The sequence below is a fragment of the Thiocystis violacea genome (assembly GCF_016583565.1).
Lineage (GTDB): Bacteria > Pseudomonadota > Gammaproteobacteria > Chromatiales > Chromatiaceae > Thiorhodococcus > Thiorhodococcus violaceus_A.
Genome location: NZ_NRRF01000031.1, coordinates 1 through 15,142, shown reverse-complemented (window position 1 = coordinate 15,142; position 15,142 = coordinate 1). Strand labels below are relative to the sequence as shown.

General features: G+C 65.7%; 17 protein-coding genes. 7 read left to right on the top strand and 10 right to left on the bottom strand.

The window, feature by feature from the left end; translation table 11 throughout:
- Positions 1–45 precede the first annotated feature (45 nt).
- Genes CKO23_RS13605 through CKO23_RS13585 form a run of 5 tightly spaced genes read left to right on the top strand, consistent with a single transcriptional unit; the run spans position 46 to position 5,450 of the window.
- Positions 46–735, top strand: coding sequence for an RDD family protein (locus tag CKO23_RS13605; protein WP_200332026.1), 690 nt, complete (start codon positions 46–48; stop codon positions 733–735).
- Positions 732–1,721 (top strand): stage II sporulation protein M, encoded by a 990-nt coding sequence (locus tag CKO23_RS13600; protein WP_200332024.1) that lies wholly within the window; start codon positions 732–734, stop codon positions 1,719–1,721. The genes CKO23_RS13605 and CKO23_RS13600 overlap by 4 nt, the downstream gene beginning before the upstream one ends.
- On the top strand, positions 1,711–3,219 hold the full coding sequence (locus CKO23_RS13595; RefSeq protein ID WP_200332022.1) for a DUF4129 domain-containing protein: 1,509 nt from the start codon (positions 1,711–1,713) through the stop codon (positions 3,217–3,219). Before CKO23_RS13600 ends, CKO23_RS13595 begins: the two co-directional genes overlap by 11 nt.
- 17 nt (positions 3,220–3,236) lie before the next feature.
- Positions 3,237–4,406, top strand: a complete 1,170-nt coding sequence (locus CKO23_RS13590) for a DUF4350 domain-containing protein (protein ID WP_200332020.1) — start codon at positions 3,237–3,239, stop codon at positions 4,404–4,406.
- Positions 4,407–4,460: 54 nt separating this feature from the next.
- Positions 4,461–5,450, top strand: coding sequence for an AAA family ATPase (locus CKO23_RS13585; RefSeq protein ID WP_242482430.1), 990 nt, complete (start codon positions 4,461–4,463; stop codon positions 5,448–5,450).
- A gap of 192 nt (positions 5,451–5,642) precedes the next feature.
- Here CKO23_RS13585 and CKO23_RS26570 read toward each other — a convergent pair whose 3' ends face one another.
- Positions 5,643–5,984 (bottom strand): WGR domain-containing protein, encoded by a 342-nt coding sequence (locus CKO23_RS26570; RefSeq protein WP_200332018.1) that lies wholly within the window; start codon positions 5,982–5,984, stop codon positions 5,643–5,645.
- A gap of 185 nt (positions 5,985–6,169) precedes the next feature.
- Here CKO23_RS26570 and CKO23_RS25300 point away from each other — a divergent pair, with 185 nt between their 5' ends.
- Positions 6,170–6,334 (top strand): hypothetical protein, encoded by a 165-nt coding sequence (locus CKO23_RS25300; RefSeq protein ID WP_207168543.1) that lies wholly within the window; start codon positions 6,170–6,172, stop codon positions 6,332–6,334.
- Positions 6,335–6,582: 248 nt separating this feature from the next.
- Here CKO23_RS25300 and CKO23_RS13575 read toward each other — a convergent pair whose 3' ends face one another.
- From CKO23_RS13575 to CKO23_RS13545, 7 genes are all read right to left on the bottom strand, one after another.
- The gene (locus tag CKO23_RS13575) at positions 6,583–6,870 is read right to left on the bottom strand and encodes an encapsulin-associated ferritin-like protein (RefSeq protein WP_200332016.1); all 288 of its coding nucleotides are present in this window, start codon (positions 6,868–6,870) and stop codon (positions 6,583–6,585) included.
- Between the two features lie 133 nt (positions 6,871–7,003).
- Positions 7,004–7,753 carry a phosphate signaling complex protein PhoU gene (gene phoU / locus CKO23_RS13570; protein WP_200332014.1) on the bottom strand — a complete coding sequence of 250 codons (750 nt, stop codon included), beginning with the start codon at positions 7,751–7,753 and terminating at the stop codon, positions 7,004–7,006.
- Between the two features lie 10 nt (positions 7,754–7,763).
- A complete protein-coding gene (pstB, locus tag CKO23_RS13565) occupies positions 7,764–8,627 on the bottom strand; it encodes a phosphate ABC transporter ATP-binding protein PstB (protein ID WP_200332012.1) in 864 nt (287 codons plus the stop codon).
- 40 nt (positions 8,628–8,667) lie between these two features.
- A complete protein-coding gene (gene pstA / locus CKO23_RS13560) occupies positions 8,668–9,975 on the bottom strand; it encodes a phosphate ABC transporter permease PstA (protein WP_200332010.1) in 1,308 nt (435 codons plus the stop codon).
- Positions 9,968–11,359, bottom strand: coding sequence for a phosphate ABC transporter permease subunit PstC (gene pstC / locus CKO23_RS13555; RefSeq protein WP_200332008.1), 1,392 nt, complete (start codon positions 11,357–11,359; stop codon positions 9,968–9,970). The genes pstA and pstC overlap by 8 nt, the downstream gene beginning before the upstream one ends.
- 101 nt (positions 11,360–11,460) lie before the next feature.
- Positions 11,461–12,501 (bottom strand): substrate-binding domain-containing protein, encoded by a 1,041-nt coding sequence (locus tag CKO23_RS13550; RefSeq protein WP_200332006.1) that lies wholly within the window; start codon positions 12,499–12,501, stop codon positions 11,461–11,463.
- A 193-nt stretch (positions 12,502–12,694) separates the two neighbouring features.
- Complete coding sequence (locus CKO23_RS13545) at positions 12,695–13,093, bottom strand: hypothetical protein (RefSeq protein WP_200332004.1); 399 nt, start codon at positions 13,091–13,093, stop codon at positions 12,695–12,697.
- An 87-nt stretch (positions 13,094–13,180) separates the two neighbouring features.
- Here CKO23_RS13545 and CKO23_RS13540 point away from each other — a divergent pair, with 87 nt between their 5' ends.
- Entirely contained in the window at positions 13,181–14,383 is a 1,203-nt protein-coding gene (locus CKO23_RS13540) for a glycosyltransferase (protein ID WP_200332002.1), read from the top strand.
- Between the two features lie 133 nt (positions 14,384–14,516).
- Here the strand turns inward: CKO23_RS13540 and CKO23_RS13535 are convergent, their stop codons facing one another.
- A complete protein-coding gene (locus tag CKO23_RS13535) occupies positions 14,517–14,750 on the bottom strand; it encodes a hypothetical protein (RefSeq protein ID WP_200332000.1) in 234 nt (77 codons plus the stop codon).
- Positions 14,751–14,851: 101 nt separating this feature from the next.
- Complete coding sequence (locus CKO23_RS13530; RefSeq protein ID WP_242482429.1) at positions 14,852–15,013, bottom strand: hypothetical protein; 162 nt, start codon at positions 15,011–15,013, stop codon at positions 14,852–14,854.
- Positions 15,014–15,142 lie beyond the last annotated feature (129 nt).

The window sequence follows — 15,142 nt, the reverse complement described above, 5'->3', positions numbered from 1 at the left end:
CGCCCGCACACCTGACCAGTATCGGCGCACCGCCTCGACCAGGATATGCAGCCCAGCATCGACACCATCCGCTTCAACGAGACGCCCGAGGGAATCGACCTGGGGCTGCGGGTCGCCGGACCCGTGCCGCGGGCGCTCGCCTTCGTGCTGGATGGGGTCATCCGCGCCGGACTCTATCTGGCGCTCACGCCGCTCATCGTGCTCGCCGACGTCGGCGCCGGCCTCATGCTGCTCGCCTTCTTTCTTCTCGAATGGTTCTATCCGGTCGTCTTCGAGGTCTGGAAGGGGACGACGCCCGGCAAGCGCGCCATGGGACTGATCGTCGCGCATGACGACGGCACGCCGGTCGGCCTGCCGGCATCCATGATTCGCAATCTCCTGCGTGTCGTCGATTTCCTGCCGGTACTCTACGGCATCGGCCTCATCAGTCTGCTCATCGACCGCGATTTCCGCCGGCTCGGCGACCTGGCGGCGGGGACGCTGGTCCTTCACGCCGAGCGTCGCACGGCGTCGCGCGCCGCCGTCTCGGCGACGCCCATCGCACCCCCGCACAGATTGAGCACCGAGACGCAGCAAGCCATCCTCTCCTTCGCCGAGCGCGGCGAGCGGCTGTCCGAGGCGCGCCGGATCGAGCTGGCCGAAATCCTCACCCACGAGCAGGGCGCGCGGGCGGTGGATCTGGCGCGAGGCTGGGCGAGCTGGCTGGCGCGCGGACGCGAACCCGAGCCCTCATGAAACAGCAACAGTTCGAGGCCGCCCATGCCGCGCTCTGGGAGCAATACCGGGGTGTGCTGAGGGCGCTGGAGGCCGGCGGCAAAACGGGCCGCCAAGCGCCCGTGCCGGACCCGCGACCGTTTCCGCAGCTCTACAGGCACGTCTGCGCTCACTATGCCCTGGCGCGCAGCCGTGGCTACAGCCCGGGACTCATCGCCGATCTGCACGACCTGGCACGGCGTGGCTATCGCCAGCTCTATCGCCGCAGAACCCGGCTGCTCAAGGCCTCGCTCGGCTTCATGGCCCGCGACTTCCCGCGCACCCTGCGCCGTCATGCCGGGGCGTTCTGGCTGGGGATGGCGCTGCTCTTCCTGCCCATGCTGGGCATGGGCGTCGCCGCCCACCAGGACGAAGAGGTCATTCACAGCCTCATGAGCAGCCTCGAGATCGCCAACCTCGAGGAGCTCTACGATCCCGCGAACCGCAAGCCGGGCCGCAGCCAGGCGCGGCAGGCGGACACCGATTTCGCCATGTTCGGCTTCTACATCATGAACAACGTCGGCATCGGTTTCCGCAGCTTCGCAAGCGGTCTGCTCTTCGGCGTCGGCACCGCCGTCATCCTGGTCTTCAACGGGCTCTTCATCGGCGCCGCCGCCGGCCATCTGACCCGGCTCGACTACGGCGAGACCTTCTGGACCTTCGTCAGCGGCCACGGCCCCTATGAGCTGACCGCCATCGCCATCTCGGGCGCCGCCGGCCTGCTGCTGGGCAAGGCGCTGCTCGCCCCGGGCAATCGCTCGCGGCTCGCCGCGCTGCGCGCCAACGCGCGGGACGCCATCGTCCTGGTCGGCGGCGCGGGGATCATGCTGCTGCTGGCCGCTATCGTCGAGGCCTTCTGGTCATCGGGAACCGCGCCAGGCGCGGTGAAATATGGCGTGGGCCTGGCCGGCTGGGTGCTGGTCGCGCTCTATCTCACGCTGGCGGGCCGAGGCCGGCATGGAGCTTGACCGCGCCACCGCGAGCCTGCGCCCGCGCGACCCCTGGGAAGGGCAGGATCTCGGGTTCGCGCTGGCACGCGCCTGGTTCCTGCCGATGTGGCTGCTCTGGTGGGTGAGCGCGCTGCCGCTCGGGGTTCTCTGTCTCTTCCTGACCGGTCCGAGGCCGGGCCTTTGGCTGCTGGCGCTCTGGTGGCTCAAACCCATCTACGAGGGGCCGCTGCTCGTCTGGGCGAGCCGAGCCCTGTTCGGCGAGCGGCTGGGCTGGCGCGCGCTCGGCCCCCTGCTGCGCGACGGGCTCCCCAGGCGGATGTTGCCGCACCTCCTGTGGCGGCGCATCAGTATGCGCAGATCCTTCCTCATGCCCCTGACCCTGCTGGAGGGGCTGCAAGGATCCGCCTTGCGCCAACGCCGCCACGTCATGAGCAACGGCAGTGGCGTGCCCTTCTGGGTGACCCTGACCTGCTATCACTTCGAGATCCTGATCTGGGCGGGGATCCTGCTGGGCGTCTTCTTCCTGGTGCCGCAGGGCGTGCCGCGACTGGATCTCCTCGCCGCCGTGACCGATGAGACCTCCTGGGCCTATTGGGTCAGCGTCATCGGCTACGCCTTCGCCTTCTCGCTCATCGCACCCTTCTACGTCTGCGCCGGCTTCGCCCTCTACCTCGCGCGCCGCACCGAGCTCGAAGCCTGGGACCTCGAGCTGGCCTTCAAGCAGGCGCGCGCGGCCTCGCCTGGCGCGAACCGGGCACCGACGCGCGGCCGCGATGACGCCGCGCGCTTCGGCGCTGGCCTGGCGGTCGCTACACTCGTCCTCGGTCTCAGCCTGCTCCCCGCCGGGATGGCAACGGCGGATGCGCGCACGGAACCCGATCAGGCGCGAGCGCTGATCGCGGAGATCCTGGCCGACCCGGCGTTCGGGAGCCTCAAGGAGCGTCAGGAATGGGTACCCATCTCGACCCCGGCGCAAGAGGAAGAGCCCGCGAGCCTGCCGAGAGGCGTGAAGGCGATCCTCCTCGCCGTCGCGACGTCGCTCAAGTGGCTGCTGCTCGCGCTGGCCGTGGTCGCGATCGCCCTGCTCGGCGTCCGCGTGTGGAGAGACCGCGGCCGATTCGGCTGGACCGCGCGGCGCGCGCGACCGGATCGATCGCCGGCGCCACCCTCGCTGGAGTCCATCGCGGACGCGGGCTTGCCAGAGGACATCGCGGGAGCGGTCAGGTCGCGACTGACAGAGGGCGATCGGCGTGGCGCGCTCTCGCTGCTCTATCGCGCGAGCCTGGCGCACCTGATCCGGCTGGGGGTCGAGATACCGGATGGCGCGACCGAGGGCGAGTGCCTGGCGCTCGCCTCCCGCCGGCTCTCGCCCGCCAGGCTCGGCCCCTTCGCCCTGGTGACCCGAGCCTGGCAGCGTTTCGCCTACGCCCACCGGCTCCCGACGGACGAGGCGCTTGAGGCACTGCTCGACACCTGGTCGCGCTGGACGGCGGACGCCGAGACGGTGACGACTTGAGCGCGGAGCGACGCACATTGAGTCTGGTCGTCGGCGGACTCGTCCTCATTGCGGTCACCGGGATGCTGAGCTGGTTCTTCGCCAATTTCGAGCGCCGGACAATCAGCGTCCCCGAGGGCTACTCGGCCGAGGCACGCCGGAATCCTCTCTTGGCGACCGAGCGGTTTCTCGCCAGACTGGATATCCCCGTCGAGAGCGTCGCCGGCCGCGACCGCCTCTGGAATCTGCCTCCCGCGACCGACACCCTGGTCGTTCTGGGACTCGGCCCCATGAGCGAGGAGCGCCGCTCGCGCCTCATGTCCTGGCTGGGGCAAGGCGGCCACCTGGTCGTGGAGGCCATGGAGACCTGGAACGAGGAGGCACCCCCCGAGGATTTGCTATCCGATCTGGGCCTGCGACTCAGATTCGAGCCCTCGGACGCGGCCGGAGCTGGTGACCGGGACGAGGTCCTGGCGAGCGTCCAGGCGCCTGACGCGCGCCGCCCGGCGAAGGTCGCCTTTCAAGCCGGTTTTTCCCTGGAAGGAGACGCGGGCGATGAGACCCTGGCAACCGCCGCGGGACGCGCCAGGGTCATCCAGAGGCGCATTGGCCAAGGTCGGTTGACGGTTCTGAGCGACAGTGCCTTTCTAACCAATGCGGCCATCGGCGACCACGATCACGCCTACTTCGCGGCTCAGTTGATGGCGCCCGGCGACGGCGGAAAGGTCTGGCTGCTCTACGACAGCGACATGCCATGGCTGGGCCTGCTCCTCTGGGACATTGCACCCGAGGCGCTGGCCTCGGTCGGACTCCTGGCCCTGTTCTGGCTGTGGTCACTTGGCCGACGGCTCGGCCCCCTGACCGCCGCGCCTGATCGGAGCAGGCGGAACCTGATCGAGCATCTGGACGCGAGCGGCGACTTCCTCTGGCGCCATGGCGGAACCGGCCATCTAGTCGAATCGAGCCGCGAACGCATCCTCGGCGGCTGGCTGAAAGGTCACCCGAGTATCGCCCGCGCGGACAGGCACGCGCAGGCGCAGGCCCTGGCCGCCTTCACCGGCGAGCCCGTCGAGCGCATCTACCGCTCGCTCTTCGCCCAGCCAGAGGACGCGCGCGCCTTTGTCGAGCAGGCCGCGCTGCTGCAAGGCTTGCGACGAAGCACCCGAAGGGGCACAGTCGGCGCCCCGCCGCCCGAGCCTCGACCCTAGGACACAACCGACCCTGGATCGCACAGGTGCAGGGCCTCTTCGACGGAGCAACGGATGACGATGACAGGAACCGGCGACGCACCGCTCGCCATCGGCGAGGCGGCCTCCCGGCTCGCGGCCCTCGAATCCATGGTCGCGCGCGCCTTGATAGGTCAAGAGCAGGTCATCCGCGAGGCGATCGTCGCGCTCGCGGCGGCGGGTCATGTCCTCCTCGAAGGCCTGCCGGGTGTCGGCAAGACCCTCTTGGTGCGCGCCCTGGCCGCCGCGGTCGGCGGGCGCTTCTCGCGGATCCAGTTCACGCCCGATCTCATGCCCAGCGACGTGACCGGGCACGCCATGTTCGACCTCAAGAGCGAGGAGTTCCGCATCCGGCGCGGCCCCATCTTCTGCAACCTGCTGCTCGGCGACGAGATCAATCGCGCACCGGCCAAGACCCAGTCGGCCATGCTGGAGGCCATGCAGGAGCAGCAAGTCACCATCGAGGGCAAGGCACTCGCGCTCGCCCCGCCCTTCCTCGTCTTCGCGACCCAGAACCCCATCGAACAGGAGGGCACCTATCCCCTGCCCCAGGCCCAGCTCGACCGCTTCCTGCTCAAGGTCTTCATCAGCTACCCCGAAGAGCGCGAAGAAATCGCCATGGTGCGCCAGGCCACGCAGGGGAAGGTGGGAGATCAGCTGGATACCTCGCAGATCGAACAGGTGCTGACCATCGAAGATCTGCAGGCGATCCAGCGCATCACAGCGACGCTCCAGATGGACGACAGCATCCTTGGCTACGCCGTGCGGGTGGTGCGCACGGCGCGGGATTGGCAAGGCATCGAGACAGGCCCGGGGCCGCGCGCCACGGTGGCCCTGGTGCGCGCCGCCCGCGGTCATGCGCTGGCAAGCGGCAGCGACTTCGTCACGCCGGACGACGTCAAGGCCATGGCGCCAGCCGTTCTGCGCCACCGTTTGAAGCTGACCGCGGACCTGGAGATCGAGGGTTATCGACCGGACGACGTGCTGCGCGACCTCTTGGCCGGTGTTCCGGCGCCGCGCACCTAAGACGGCCGCTGGGCGGCGCAGCGTTGTGAGCTGTCGCGGCCTCAAATTCAACCTCAGCGCCGGGCGGACCTGCCTATCCTGCAAGCCTCGGCGCTGCGAACAACGCGCATCGCCCGTGCCTTGCCCATCCGACGGGATCGGGACTGCCGGTCTCTTGTTTCCCGGAAATCAGCGTACTGGGAAGCGGCGACCTCATTCGCCAAGATCCAGCTCCTCGCTCGGATCCTGCCGCGGATTCTCGGCTCGACGTGAGCGCACGGGTGCCGACGTGCCGAGGGCGCGGCGGATGATCTCGGCATCATCCGCGGCGCTGCCAGAAAGTTCGACATAGCCCCGCTGGCGGCGCCTTTTTCCAATCGCCTCGATCTGCTCCAGGCCGACGGCCTCGCTCGCCACGGCGCGGATGCGCATCCCTCCCCTGCGCGACCCGAGCCCGCCCCAGCACAGGACGAGGGTCCAGTCGCCAAGCAGATCCTGAACCAGCTCGACCCGGTAGTAACGGGCCTTCTGGGGGTGGATCCAGCGGCGGCTCATGTGTGCGCGCCGATGGATGACCTGGGCCTCATCGTTCTTGTCACTCGCCTGTCCTCCTCTGACCCATGGCTCGCGTCTGCGCCGAGGCGCCGGCTTTGACAGCAAGTGCCCAGTCTACTGCAGGCCAACATCCCGCAAGCGGAAACCCGTGCGTCGCGCCGTCCCCCTGGATGTGACGAGATGAAATGCTGACAACCGAAATCCTGGTCCGAGATGGCCGCATCCAGGGTTTCAAATCCGCCTCGAGCTCGGCAGTGGCGATCTGCGGGATCAGAAGCAAGGTCGCAAGCAGTCAAGCGAGCACCTGTGTCGATGCGGTCGATAAAGCGATGGATGGCGATAAGCGATGAATGGCGATGCTGGAACGCGGGCCTTGCATCGGCCGCACGCGGGGAGAAGCGCACGTTCGGAGCCCCTCGGTGACGATCAAGGCCACCGCGCCATGTCGGCGGGTGAGGCGTCGATGCTGGAGGCGTCCAGCGCGCTGAAGTGACCGATCGCTTCACGCGATCATAGCCTGCGGGTGCGTGAAGCCAAGACTCCGAGGCACATCCGTTGAGCGCCTGATCCCGCCGCCGTCCCTGGCGCGGGCGCGTGATCAGTGGTGCGCGATGTCCTTTTCCGTGAAGAGGTAGTCCTTCAGCTCCTTGTCGAAGGTCGGGTCTTTGCGGCGGATCCACTCCAGGACCATGGCGGCATGCTCTTTCTCCTCGTCGCGATTGTGAGCGAGGATGGCCTTCAGTGCGTCGTCCTTACAGGCATCGACGCGCTGGTTGTACCAGTCGACGGCCTCCAGCTCTTCCATCAGTGAGACGATGGCGCGGTGCATGTCGCGGGTTTCGTCAGACAGTTCGCTGATCGGCTCGTGGTAGCCCTCGTTAGACATGGATAATCTCCTTAGACGTTGGGTGAATTCAGGTTAACGGCGAGGCGGCCTGGCCTGCATTGTCATTTCGCGCGCATGCCGGCGGTCAGCCAAAACCAGTCAGGAGATAGGGGCAATGGGGCGCGGGCTAAAGTCAGAAACCGCGGTGGCGAAGGGTCTCGATGAGGATCTCGCGATTGCGGTAGCGGATGTCCTGGCCTAGGGCGACGTAAATGACCTGCTCGGCGATGTTGGAGGCGTGGTTGCCGATGCGCTCCAGGGCATGGGCACTGGTGAGCAGGGAGACGGTCTGACGCGGAATGAGGCCTTCCTGGCCCTGCTCGCTCAGCAGTTTGCGCACGCCGTGCGAACTCTCGTAGAGCGCCGGCTCGTCTTCGAAGATGGTGACGGCCTCGGCCACGTCGAAGCTGGCAACCGCCTTGATGCTGCGTTCGAACATGCAACAGGCCTTGGCGTCGAGGCAGCGAAACGCCGCCTGCAGATCGCCGTCAAGGTGGGTGCTCTCCTTCCCGAGTTCCTCCAAGTCGATTGCCTGACGGGCAATCCGCGCGGCCTTGTCGCCAGCACGCTCGACGTCACCCGCGATCTTTGAGAGCGCCAGCACGATGCGCAGATCGACCGCTGTCGGCTGGCGCCGGATGATGACCCGAAAGACCTCTTCGTCCGCGTCGAGCGAGAGATAATCGACCTGGGGCTCGCGGTCGAGCACGCGAAACGCCTGACTCTCTTCGCGGTCGACCAGGGCAGCCACGGCGGCCTGGGTCTGCTCGATCACGTGCTCACCCATCTCGAGGATGATGCCGCGCAGCTTGGCCAGTTCCTGGTCATAGCGGCGGACGGTGTGGCCCTTGGTGAGGTCCCCCGGAGGCGCTGAACCTGGCATCTGGGCGAGGTCAGCCGAACCGGCCGGTGATGTAGTCCTCGGTCAACCTGTGCTGAGGATTGGTGAAGATCTCGTTGGTCTCGCCGACCTCGATCAGGTCGCCGAGATGGAAGTAGGCCGTGCGCTGGGAGACGCGCGCCGCCTGCTGCATGGAGTGGGTGACGATCGCAATGCTGTAGTTGGCGCGCAGCTCGTCGATCAGCTCCTCGACGATGGCGGTGGCGATCGGGTCAAGGGCCGAGCAGGGTTCGTCCATGAGGATGACCTCGGGCGAAACGGCGATGGTGCGCGCAATGCACAACCGCTGCTGCTGACCGCCGGAGAGTCCGGTCCCCGGTTGGTCGAGACGATCCTTGACCTCGTTCCAGAGACCCGCCTTGCGCAGACTGGTCTCCACCAGCTCGTCGAGTTCGGCCTTGTTGTTGGTGAGCCCGTGAATGCGCGGACCATAGGCCACGTTCTCGTAGATGGACTTGGGAAAGGGGTTCGGCTTCTGGAAGACCATGCCGACCTGGGCGCGCAAGGGGACGGGATCCAGACCCTTGTCGTAGATATCCATGCCGTCGAGCCTGATGGCGCCCGTGACGCGGCAGCCGTCGATGGTGTCGTTCATGCGATTCAGACAGCGCAGGAAGGTCGACTTGCCGCAGCCGGAAGGACCGATCATGGACAGGACCTCGTTCTTGCCGATGTCCAGGGTCACGCCCTTGATGGCCTGCTTGCTGCCGTACCAGACGTCCACGCCGCGGCAGGTCATGCGCGGATCCGCGACAGTCACCTCCCCGACCGTGACCCTTGAGTGTTCCGAATTGGCCAGATCGGCGGAGCTGATCGCACCGCTCGCCTTGTCCATTACTTCAACCATGGTATTCATAACTCAAAGCCTCGAAATTTCGCTGAGCCGGCCCATGACGCTACCAACGGCGCTCGAACCGGCGCCGCAAGAGCACGGCCGCCAGATTCATGAGGAAGAGGAAGGCCAGCAGGACCATGATCGCCGCCGATGTGCGTTCCACGAATCCGCGCTCCGGGCTGTCTGCCCAGAGGAAGATCTGGACCGGAAGCACGGTCGCGGAATCGGTGAACCCGCCCGGGACGTCGACGATGAAGGCGATCATGCCGATCATCAGAAGTGGCGCCGTCTCACCCAGTGCCTGTGCCATGCCGAGGATGGTGCCCGTCAGCATGCCGGGCATCGCCAGGGGCAGCACATGGTGGAACTGCGTCTGCAAGGGCGAGGCACCGACGCCGAGCGCCGCCTCGCGGATGGACGGGGGAACGGATTTCAGCGCCGCGCGGCTGGAGATGATGACGGTTGGCAAGGTCATCAGGGTCAGCACCATGGCGGCCACCAGCGGCGTCGATCTGGGCACGCCGAAGAAGCCGATGAAGACCGCCAGACCCAGCAGACCGAAGACGATGGAGGGAACCGCCGCGAGGTTGTTGATATTGACCTCGATGAGATCCGTCCAGCGGTTCTTGGGCGCGAACTCCTCCAGGTAGAGCGCCGCGCCCACGCCGATCGGGAAGGACAGAATCAGGGTCAGCAGAAGCGTGTAGAAGGACCCCATAAGGGCTCCGGCGATACCGGCAAGCTCGGGCTCGCGCGAGGTCCCGTGGGTAAAGAAGATGGTATTGAAGCGCTTCTGGACCCGCCCCTGCTCGGCCAGGCGGTCCACCCAGCCGATCACCTGATCATTCACCCGGCGCGAGTCCTCCGGCGCGGCGCGATCGATATTGCCCTTGACGAGCATATCGATGTCGTCGTCGGCGAGTATCCACAGCGCTTGCGTCGTGCCAATCAGCGCTGGATCCGCCAGCACGCGATCGCGCACGAACTGGGGCGCGCCGACGCTGATCAGGGCATTGAGCCGACGCTTGTCGCTGCGCTGGGTCACCTCGGGAAAGAGGCCGCGTAGCCCCTCGCGGATGAGCGCCATGTAGTTGGCATGCGCGATGGCATCCGGATCCTGGGTACCCTTGGGGTCGATCTCCGCGGCCGACAGGGTCACGGGGATCTGGATGTAGGTCTGCTGAAAGGCCGTATAGCCCTTGCCGATGATGTCGGCGAACAGCAGCACGACGAAGGCGAGACCCAGCGCCACCGCCGTCGCGCCGAGCAGGCGGAAACGGCGCTCTTTGGCGTAGCGGCGCTTCAGCGAGGCGTTGACGACATCGATGGCGCGGCGCGGCTGGGCACCCGTGGAGGCTTGGCTATTCATACTGCTCCCGATACTTGCGCACGATCGTCAGCGCGATCACGTTCAGGGTAAGCGTGACGAGGAAGAGGGTCAGACCAAGCGCGAAGGCAGCCAGCGTCTTGGCGCTGTCGAATTCCTGGTCGCCGGTCAGCAGGGTGACGATCTGGACGGTGACGGTGGTCACGCTGTCCAGGGGGTTGGCCGTCAGGTTGGCGGCCAGACCAGCCGCCATGACCACGATCATGGTCTCGCCGATGGCGCGTGAGACCGCCAGCAGGATGCCGCCGACGATGCCGGGCAGCGCGGCCGGCACGATGACACGGCGAATGGTCTCCGACCGGGTCGCACCCAGGGCGTAGGAGCCATCCCGCAGGGATTGAGGCACCGCATTGATGACATCGTCCGACAGCGAGGAAACGAAGGGGATAATCATGACGCCCATCACCAGGCCGGCGGCGAGTGCGCTCTCCGATGCCACCTCGAGCCCGAGCGTGGCGCCGAGCTCGCGGATGAAGGGCGCGACGGTGAGGGCGGCGAAGAAGCCGTAGACCACGGTCGGAATGCCGGCCAACACCTCGATGACGGGCTTGGCAATGGAACGCAGACCGCGCGAGGCGTACTCCGACAGATAGATGGCCGAGAGCAGCCCGATCGGCACGGCCACCAGCATGGCGATGAGCGAGACCATGAGCGTGCCGGTAAACAGCGGGATGGCGCCGAACTCGCCGGAGGCGCCCACCTGGTCCGCCCGCAGCGCGATCTGCGGGCTCCAGCTGGTGCCGAAGAAGAAATCCAGTGGCGAGATCCTGTCGAAAAAGCGAATGGACTCGAAGACGACCGAGAGGATGATGCCCAGGGTGGTCAGGATCGCGATCGAGGAGAAGACGATCATGATGACCTTGATGCTGCCCTCCACCCGGTTCCGGGCGCGCATCTGGGGCTCGGTCTTGAGCCAGGCGTAGGACAGGCCGCCAACGGCGAGCGCGCCCACCGCGAGCCACATGGTCCAGGTGAAGAGGCTCCGCAGTCGGCTGTATTGATCCGCCGCGGCCTGAATCTCCGGCGTGACGCCAGCGCTGACGATGTTCCCGGTCGCCAGGTTCTTGATGTCGTTGATCATCAGACCGACACGCCCCTCGGACAGCCCGGCGGTCATCTCCGGCGGCAGGCTGGCAGCGACGAGGCTGGTGATGATCTGATCCTGAAAGCCGATCCAGAGCCCCATGAGCAAGAGCGCGGGGATCCCCGCCCACAAGGCGGCATAGAACCCGTAATAGGCGGGCAGCGAGTGCAGCGACTTGATCTGCGAGACGCCGCCGGCGCTCGTGATGGCGCGCTTGCGGCCGAGATGATAGGCCGCGGCCATGGTCACGAGCAGGAGGAGGATGAGGGTCCAGGCTTGCATCGGGGATCCACTGGTGTTGAACGAGCAAATGCCGATGACCGCGGCGCGGCCATCGACGACAGGCGGAGCCTCCCTGCCCCGCGAGGTCCTTCGGCCCGCGCTTATTCGGGCTTGGACATCGGCGTCAGACTCTGCGCAGCCTTGGCCATCGCCTCACGGTCGGCGTCCGGGAGCGCGATGAGGCCCTTGTCGGCCAGATAGCCCTCGGGCCCGCACGCCTTGTCACTGGTGAACTCCGTCACGTATTCCTTGATGCCGGGAATCGTGCCGACGTGCGCGTTCTTCACATAGAAATAGAGTGAGCGCGCGATCGGATAGGACCCGTCGGCGATGGAGTCGTAGGTTGGCTCCACGCCGTCGATCTTGGAGCCCTGGACCTTGTCGGTGTTCTGGTCGAGGAAGCTGAAGCCGAAGATGCCGAGGGCGGAGGGGTTGGCCGCCAGCTTCTGCACGATAAGGTTGTCGTTCTCGCCGGCCTCGATATAGGCACCGTCTTCGCGGATGCCCTGGCAGACCGCCTTGTGCTTGTCCTTGTCGGACGTCTTCAGCGCCTTGATTTCGGGGATGCTGTTGCAGCCGCCTTCCATTGCCAGCTCGACGAAGGCATCACGGGTCCCGGAGGTCGGGGGCGGTCCCAGCACCTCGATCTTGGCGTCGGGGAAGTCGGGGTTGACGTCTTGCCAGGTCTTGTTGGGGTTGGGCATGAAGCCGCCCTTGCCGTCCGGGATGTCCTTGGCCAGGGCCAGGAAGAGGTCCTTCAGACCCAGGTCGTACTGACCGGCGCTCTTGGCGTTGGCGATCGAGATACCGTCGAAGCCGATCTTGACCTCGGTGATCTCCTTGACGCCGGCTTCCTGGCAGTCATCGAACTCGGAGCCCTTCATCCGGCGCGAGGAATTGGTGATGTCGGGGTGATCCACGCCGACGCCGGCGCAGAAGAGCTTCATGCCGCCGCCCGAGCCGGTGGACTCGACCTTCGGGGTCGAGAAATCCGTGGTGCGGCCGAAGGTCTCGGCGACGGCGGTGGAGAAAGGAAATACCGTCGAGGAGCCGACGATGTAGATGCTGTCCCGAGCCATGGCCTGCGTCGAGACAGCGACAGCCGACAGCGCGACGGCGGCTGCGATCATGGTCTTCTTCATAAGCAAAACAACTCCAGGTGGGCGTTGAACGAAGCGCCTGTATTCTCGTTCCCGCTGATGCCCATTCTATGAAGAAGAGATGACCATTCTGTGACGATGTTGAAACTATTTCAGGCTCGTCTATACGTACAAATACTCACAAAACTCTTTTTAAAGTGGATTTTCAAAACCACAACAACAGACTGTTTTTTAGCTATTTCTTGTCTGGCTTTAGCTGCCCGAGCGATCGCACCAGGCGCAAGCTGGCGTTGAAGAAGTCGTCCTCCGGGTTGTCCTTGCAGATGGCGGCGATGCGCGTCATGGCCGCGTCCAGCTCGGCGCCGCGCAGGACGTCGCGTCCAGTCGCGAAGTTTAGACCGCTAACGAAGCCAGCCAGCCACTGACGGTGTCTGAGGTAGTCCTCGTCCGCGAGCCCCATTGGCGTCTCCGCGCGCGGAAGCGTCATCAGGTAGGCCGAGCAGGTCTTGACGCCATAGCCCCACAAGGCGGGGGCCGTCTGCTCGCCGGCCAACGCCGTTGTATGTCCGAGCACCATCATGAGGGCCAGCGCCTTCCAAACGCGAGGCCGAAACAGACGCACAGGATGACTCATCTCGTTTCTCCAGTTCTGACGGGATGCGATGTTGCAGCCGCTAAGGGTATCATCAGTGGATTTTTCCGCCTTCGGCCGATCGCCATCATGCGCGTATTGATGATCTCGGATGTCTATTTCCCTCGCGTAACCGGCGTCTCGACGTCGATCCAGACCTTCGCGCGGGAGCTCCTGCTCAAGGGGCACCAGGTCACGCTGATCGCGCCCGACTATGGCCAGGACACTCGAGACCCCTTCGAGATCATCCGTATCCCGTCGCGCTACCTGCCGATCGACCCCGAGGATCGCATCCTGCGGTGGCGCCAGATTCGCGGTCACGAGCCCAGGCTCGCGCGGCGCCAGTTCGACCTCGTGCATATCCAGACCCCGTTCATCGCCCATTACACCGGACTCGGGCTCGCGAAACGTCTCGGAATCCCGGTCGTCGAGAGCTATCACACCTACTTCGAGGAGTATTTCCAGCACTACGTGCCTTTCGTCCCCGGCCGTTGGCTGCAACGCGCGGCACGCTACTTCTCGGTAGCGCAGTGCAACGCCGTCGATGCGCTGGCGGTGCCCTCGCAGGCCATGCTGGATGTGCTCGATGCCTATGGCGTCAAGACCCCCGGAGCCGTCATCCCGACGGGTATCGAGCTGAAGCAATTCAGTCAGGGCGACGGACAGCGGTTTCGCGCGCGTTGGGGGATCCCGGCGAATCGCCCCGCGCTCGTCATCGTGAGCCGGCTTGCCTTCGAGAAGAACATCGCCTTCATCCTGCGGGTGTTGGTCAAGGTCAAGGCCGAGGTTCCCGAGGTGCTCCTCATCATTGCGGGGGATGGTCCGGCGAAGCGGGACCTGGAGCGTCAAGTCCAAGGCCTGGGACTCGCGGACAACGTCCTCTTCACTGGTTATCTCAACCGCGACGGAAGTCTGGAGGACTGCTATTGCGCGGGAGCGGCCTTCCTCTTCGCGTCCCGCACCGAGACACAGGGGCTTGTGCTGCTCGAGGCCATGGCGCTTGGCGTGCCCGTCGTCTCGACGGCCGTCATGGGAACCAAAGAGGTCTTGGGGGACGGACGCGGCTCATTGATCGCCGAAGAGGACACGGGGGACTTCGCCGCCAAGGCGGTGAGGCTGCTGAAGGAGCCGCTGCTGCGCGAGCGCCTGTCGAGAGAAGCGGTGCAGCACGCCCACGCCTGGTCGGCGCCGGTGCTCACGGACCGCATGCTGGACCTCTACGCGCAAGTGACCGATCGCGGCGGGCACCGCACGGGCCGTGGGGCCGGCCGGGCGGCAGGTTCTGCCCTCTAGGAGCCTGTCGGACTTAGGCTGGCTCGGCGGCGGATGCTCATTTGGACTGGATGCCGCACAAGCCTCTGTGCTCGTCGGCAGAAAACGGCGGTGCGCGGCCGGGGTGAGCACTGACCACGGCCAGTGCGCCTGCTCAAGCCATGATGTCGATCAGGCTCTTGAGCGCCTCATCCGACGCCTTGAACACCTTGGCGGACGCCTCGACCTGGCGCAGATTTTCCTTCTGATCCACCAGCGGCTTGGTGATATCGCGGACCGAGCTGCCATCCTCGCGACGTGCGCTGGCGATCTCCGTCGCATTCTGACGCAGCCCCTCCATGCCAGTCTGGATGCCGGCGACACCGGCCTGGCCAATTCCTGAAATCATGGTGCTACCCCCGAGCGAGTCTTTCTCGCGTTGAAGTCTAGTCGCAACGGCGATTCCATGGCGTGACGCGAACCGCACTCCCAACATCAGGTCAGACCCGGCTAAGCATCCCGCGCGGCCCGCTCGACGAGTGCCTGGGACAGCTCATCGCCGAGATAGCGGTCGATGAGGTAGCGGCCGAGATAGATAGCTGGTGTCAGCCCGATGGCGACGACGAATTTGTAGACATAATTCACTGTCCCAACGGCCAGGAAGAGGTCCATCGTAGGCTGTCGAAATCCCCCGTGAATCGGAGCTAGAAATTTCCTGCTTTTTGGCTTGATTGTCAGCGAAGAAGGCTTGGCGTTTCTTGCGCATCGTGTAGGGGATATTCTCCTGTTCCCAAGCGACGA

Excerpts from the sequence above, each read along its gene's own strand:
- CKO23_RS13605 (WP_200332026.1), top strand. The coding sequence starts at position 46 with ATGCAGCCCAGCATCGACACCATCCGCTTCAACGAGACGCCCGAGGGA.
- CKO23_RS13600 (WP_200332024.1), top strand. The coding sequence starts at position 732 with ATGAAACAGCAACAGTTCGAGGCCGCCCATGCCGCGCTCTGGGAGCAA.
- CKO23_RS13595 (WP_200332022.1), top strand. The coding sequence starts at position 1,711 with ATGGAGCTTGACCGCGCCACCGCGAGCCTGCGCCCGCGCGACCCCTGG.
- CKO23_RS13585 (WP_242482430.1), top strand. The coding sequence starts at position 4,461 with ATGACGATGACAGGAACCGGCGACGCACCGCTCGCCATCGGCGAGGCG.
- CKO23_RS26570 (WP_200332018.1), bottom strand. The coding sequence starts at position 5,984 with ATGAGCCGCCGCTGGATCCACCCCCAGAAGGCCCGTTACTACCGGGTC.
- CKO23_RS25300 (WP_207168543.1), top strand. The coding sequence starts at position 6,170 with ATGCTGACAACCGAAATCCTGGTCCGAGATGGCCGCATCCAGGGTTTC.
- CKO23_RS13575 (WP_200332016.1), bottom strand. The coding sequence starts at position 6,870 with ATGTCTAACGAGGGCTACCACGAGCCGATCAGCGAACTGTCTGACGAA.
- phoU (WP_200332014.1), bottom strand. The coding sequence starts at position 7,753 with ATGCCAGGTTCAGCGCCTCCGGGGGACCTCACCAAGGGCCACACCGTC.
- pstB (WP_200332012.1), bottom strand. The coding sequence starts at position 8,627 with ATGAATACCATGGTTGAAGTAATGGACAAGGCGAGCGGTGCGATCAGC.
- pstA (WP_200332010.1), bottom strand. The coding sequence starts at position 9,975 with ATGAATAGCCAAGCCTCCACGGGTGCCCAGCCGCGCCGCGCCATCGAT.
- pstC (WP_200332008.1), bottom strand. The coding sequence starts at position 11,359 with ATGCAAGCCTGGACCCTCATCCTCCTCCTGCTCGTGACCATGGCCGCG.
- CKO23_RS13550 (WP_200332006.1), bottom strand. The coding sequence starts at position 12,501 with ATGAAGAAGACCATGATCGCAGCCGCCGTCGCGCTGTCGGCTGTCGCT.
- CKO23_RS13545 (WP_200332004.1), bottom strand. The coding sequence starts at position 13,093 with ATGAGTCATCCTGTGCGTCTGTTTCGGCCTCGCGTTTGGAAGGCGCTG.
- CKO23_RS13540 (WP_200332002.1), top strand. The coding sequence starts at position 13,181 with ATGCGCGTATTGATGATCTCGGATGTCTATTTCCCTCGCGTAACCGGC.
- CKO23_RS13535 (WP_200332000.1), bottom strand. The coding sequence starts at position 14,750 with ATGATTTCAGGAATTGGCCAGGCCGGTGTCGCCGGCATCCAGACTGGC.
- CKO23_RS13530 (WP_242482429.1), bottom strand. The coding sequence starts at position 15,013 with ATGGACCTCTTCCTGGCCGTTGGGACAGTGAATTATGTCTACAAATTC.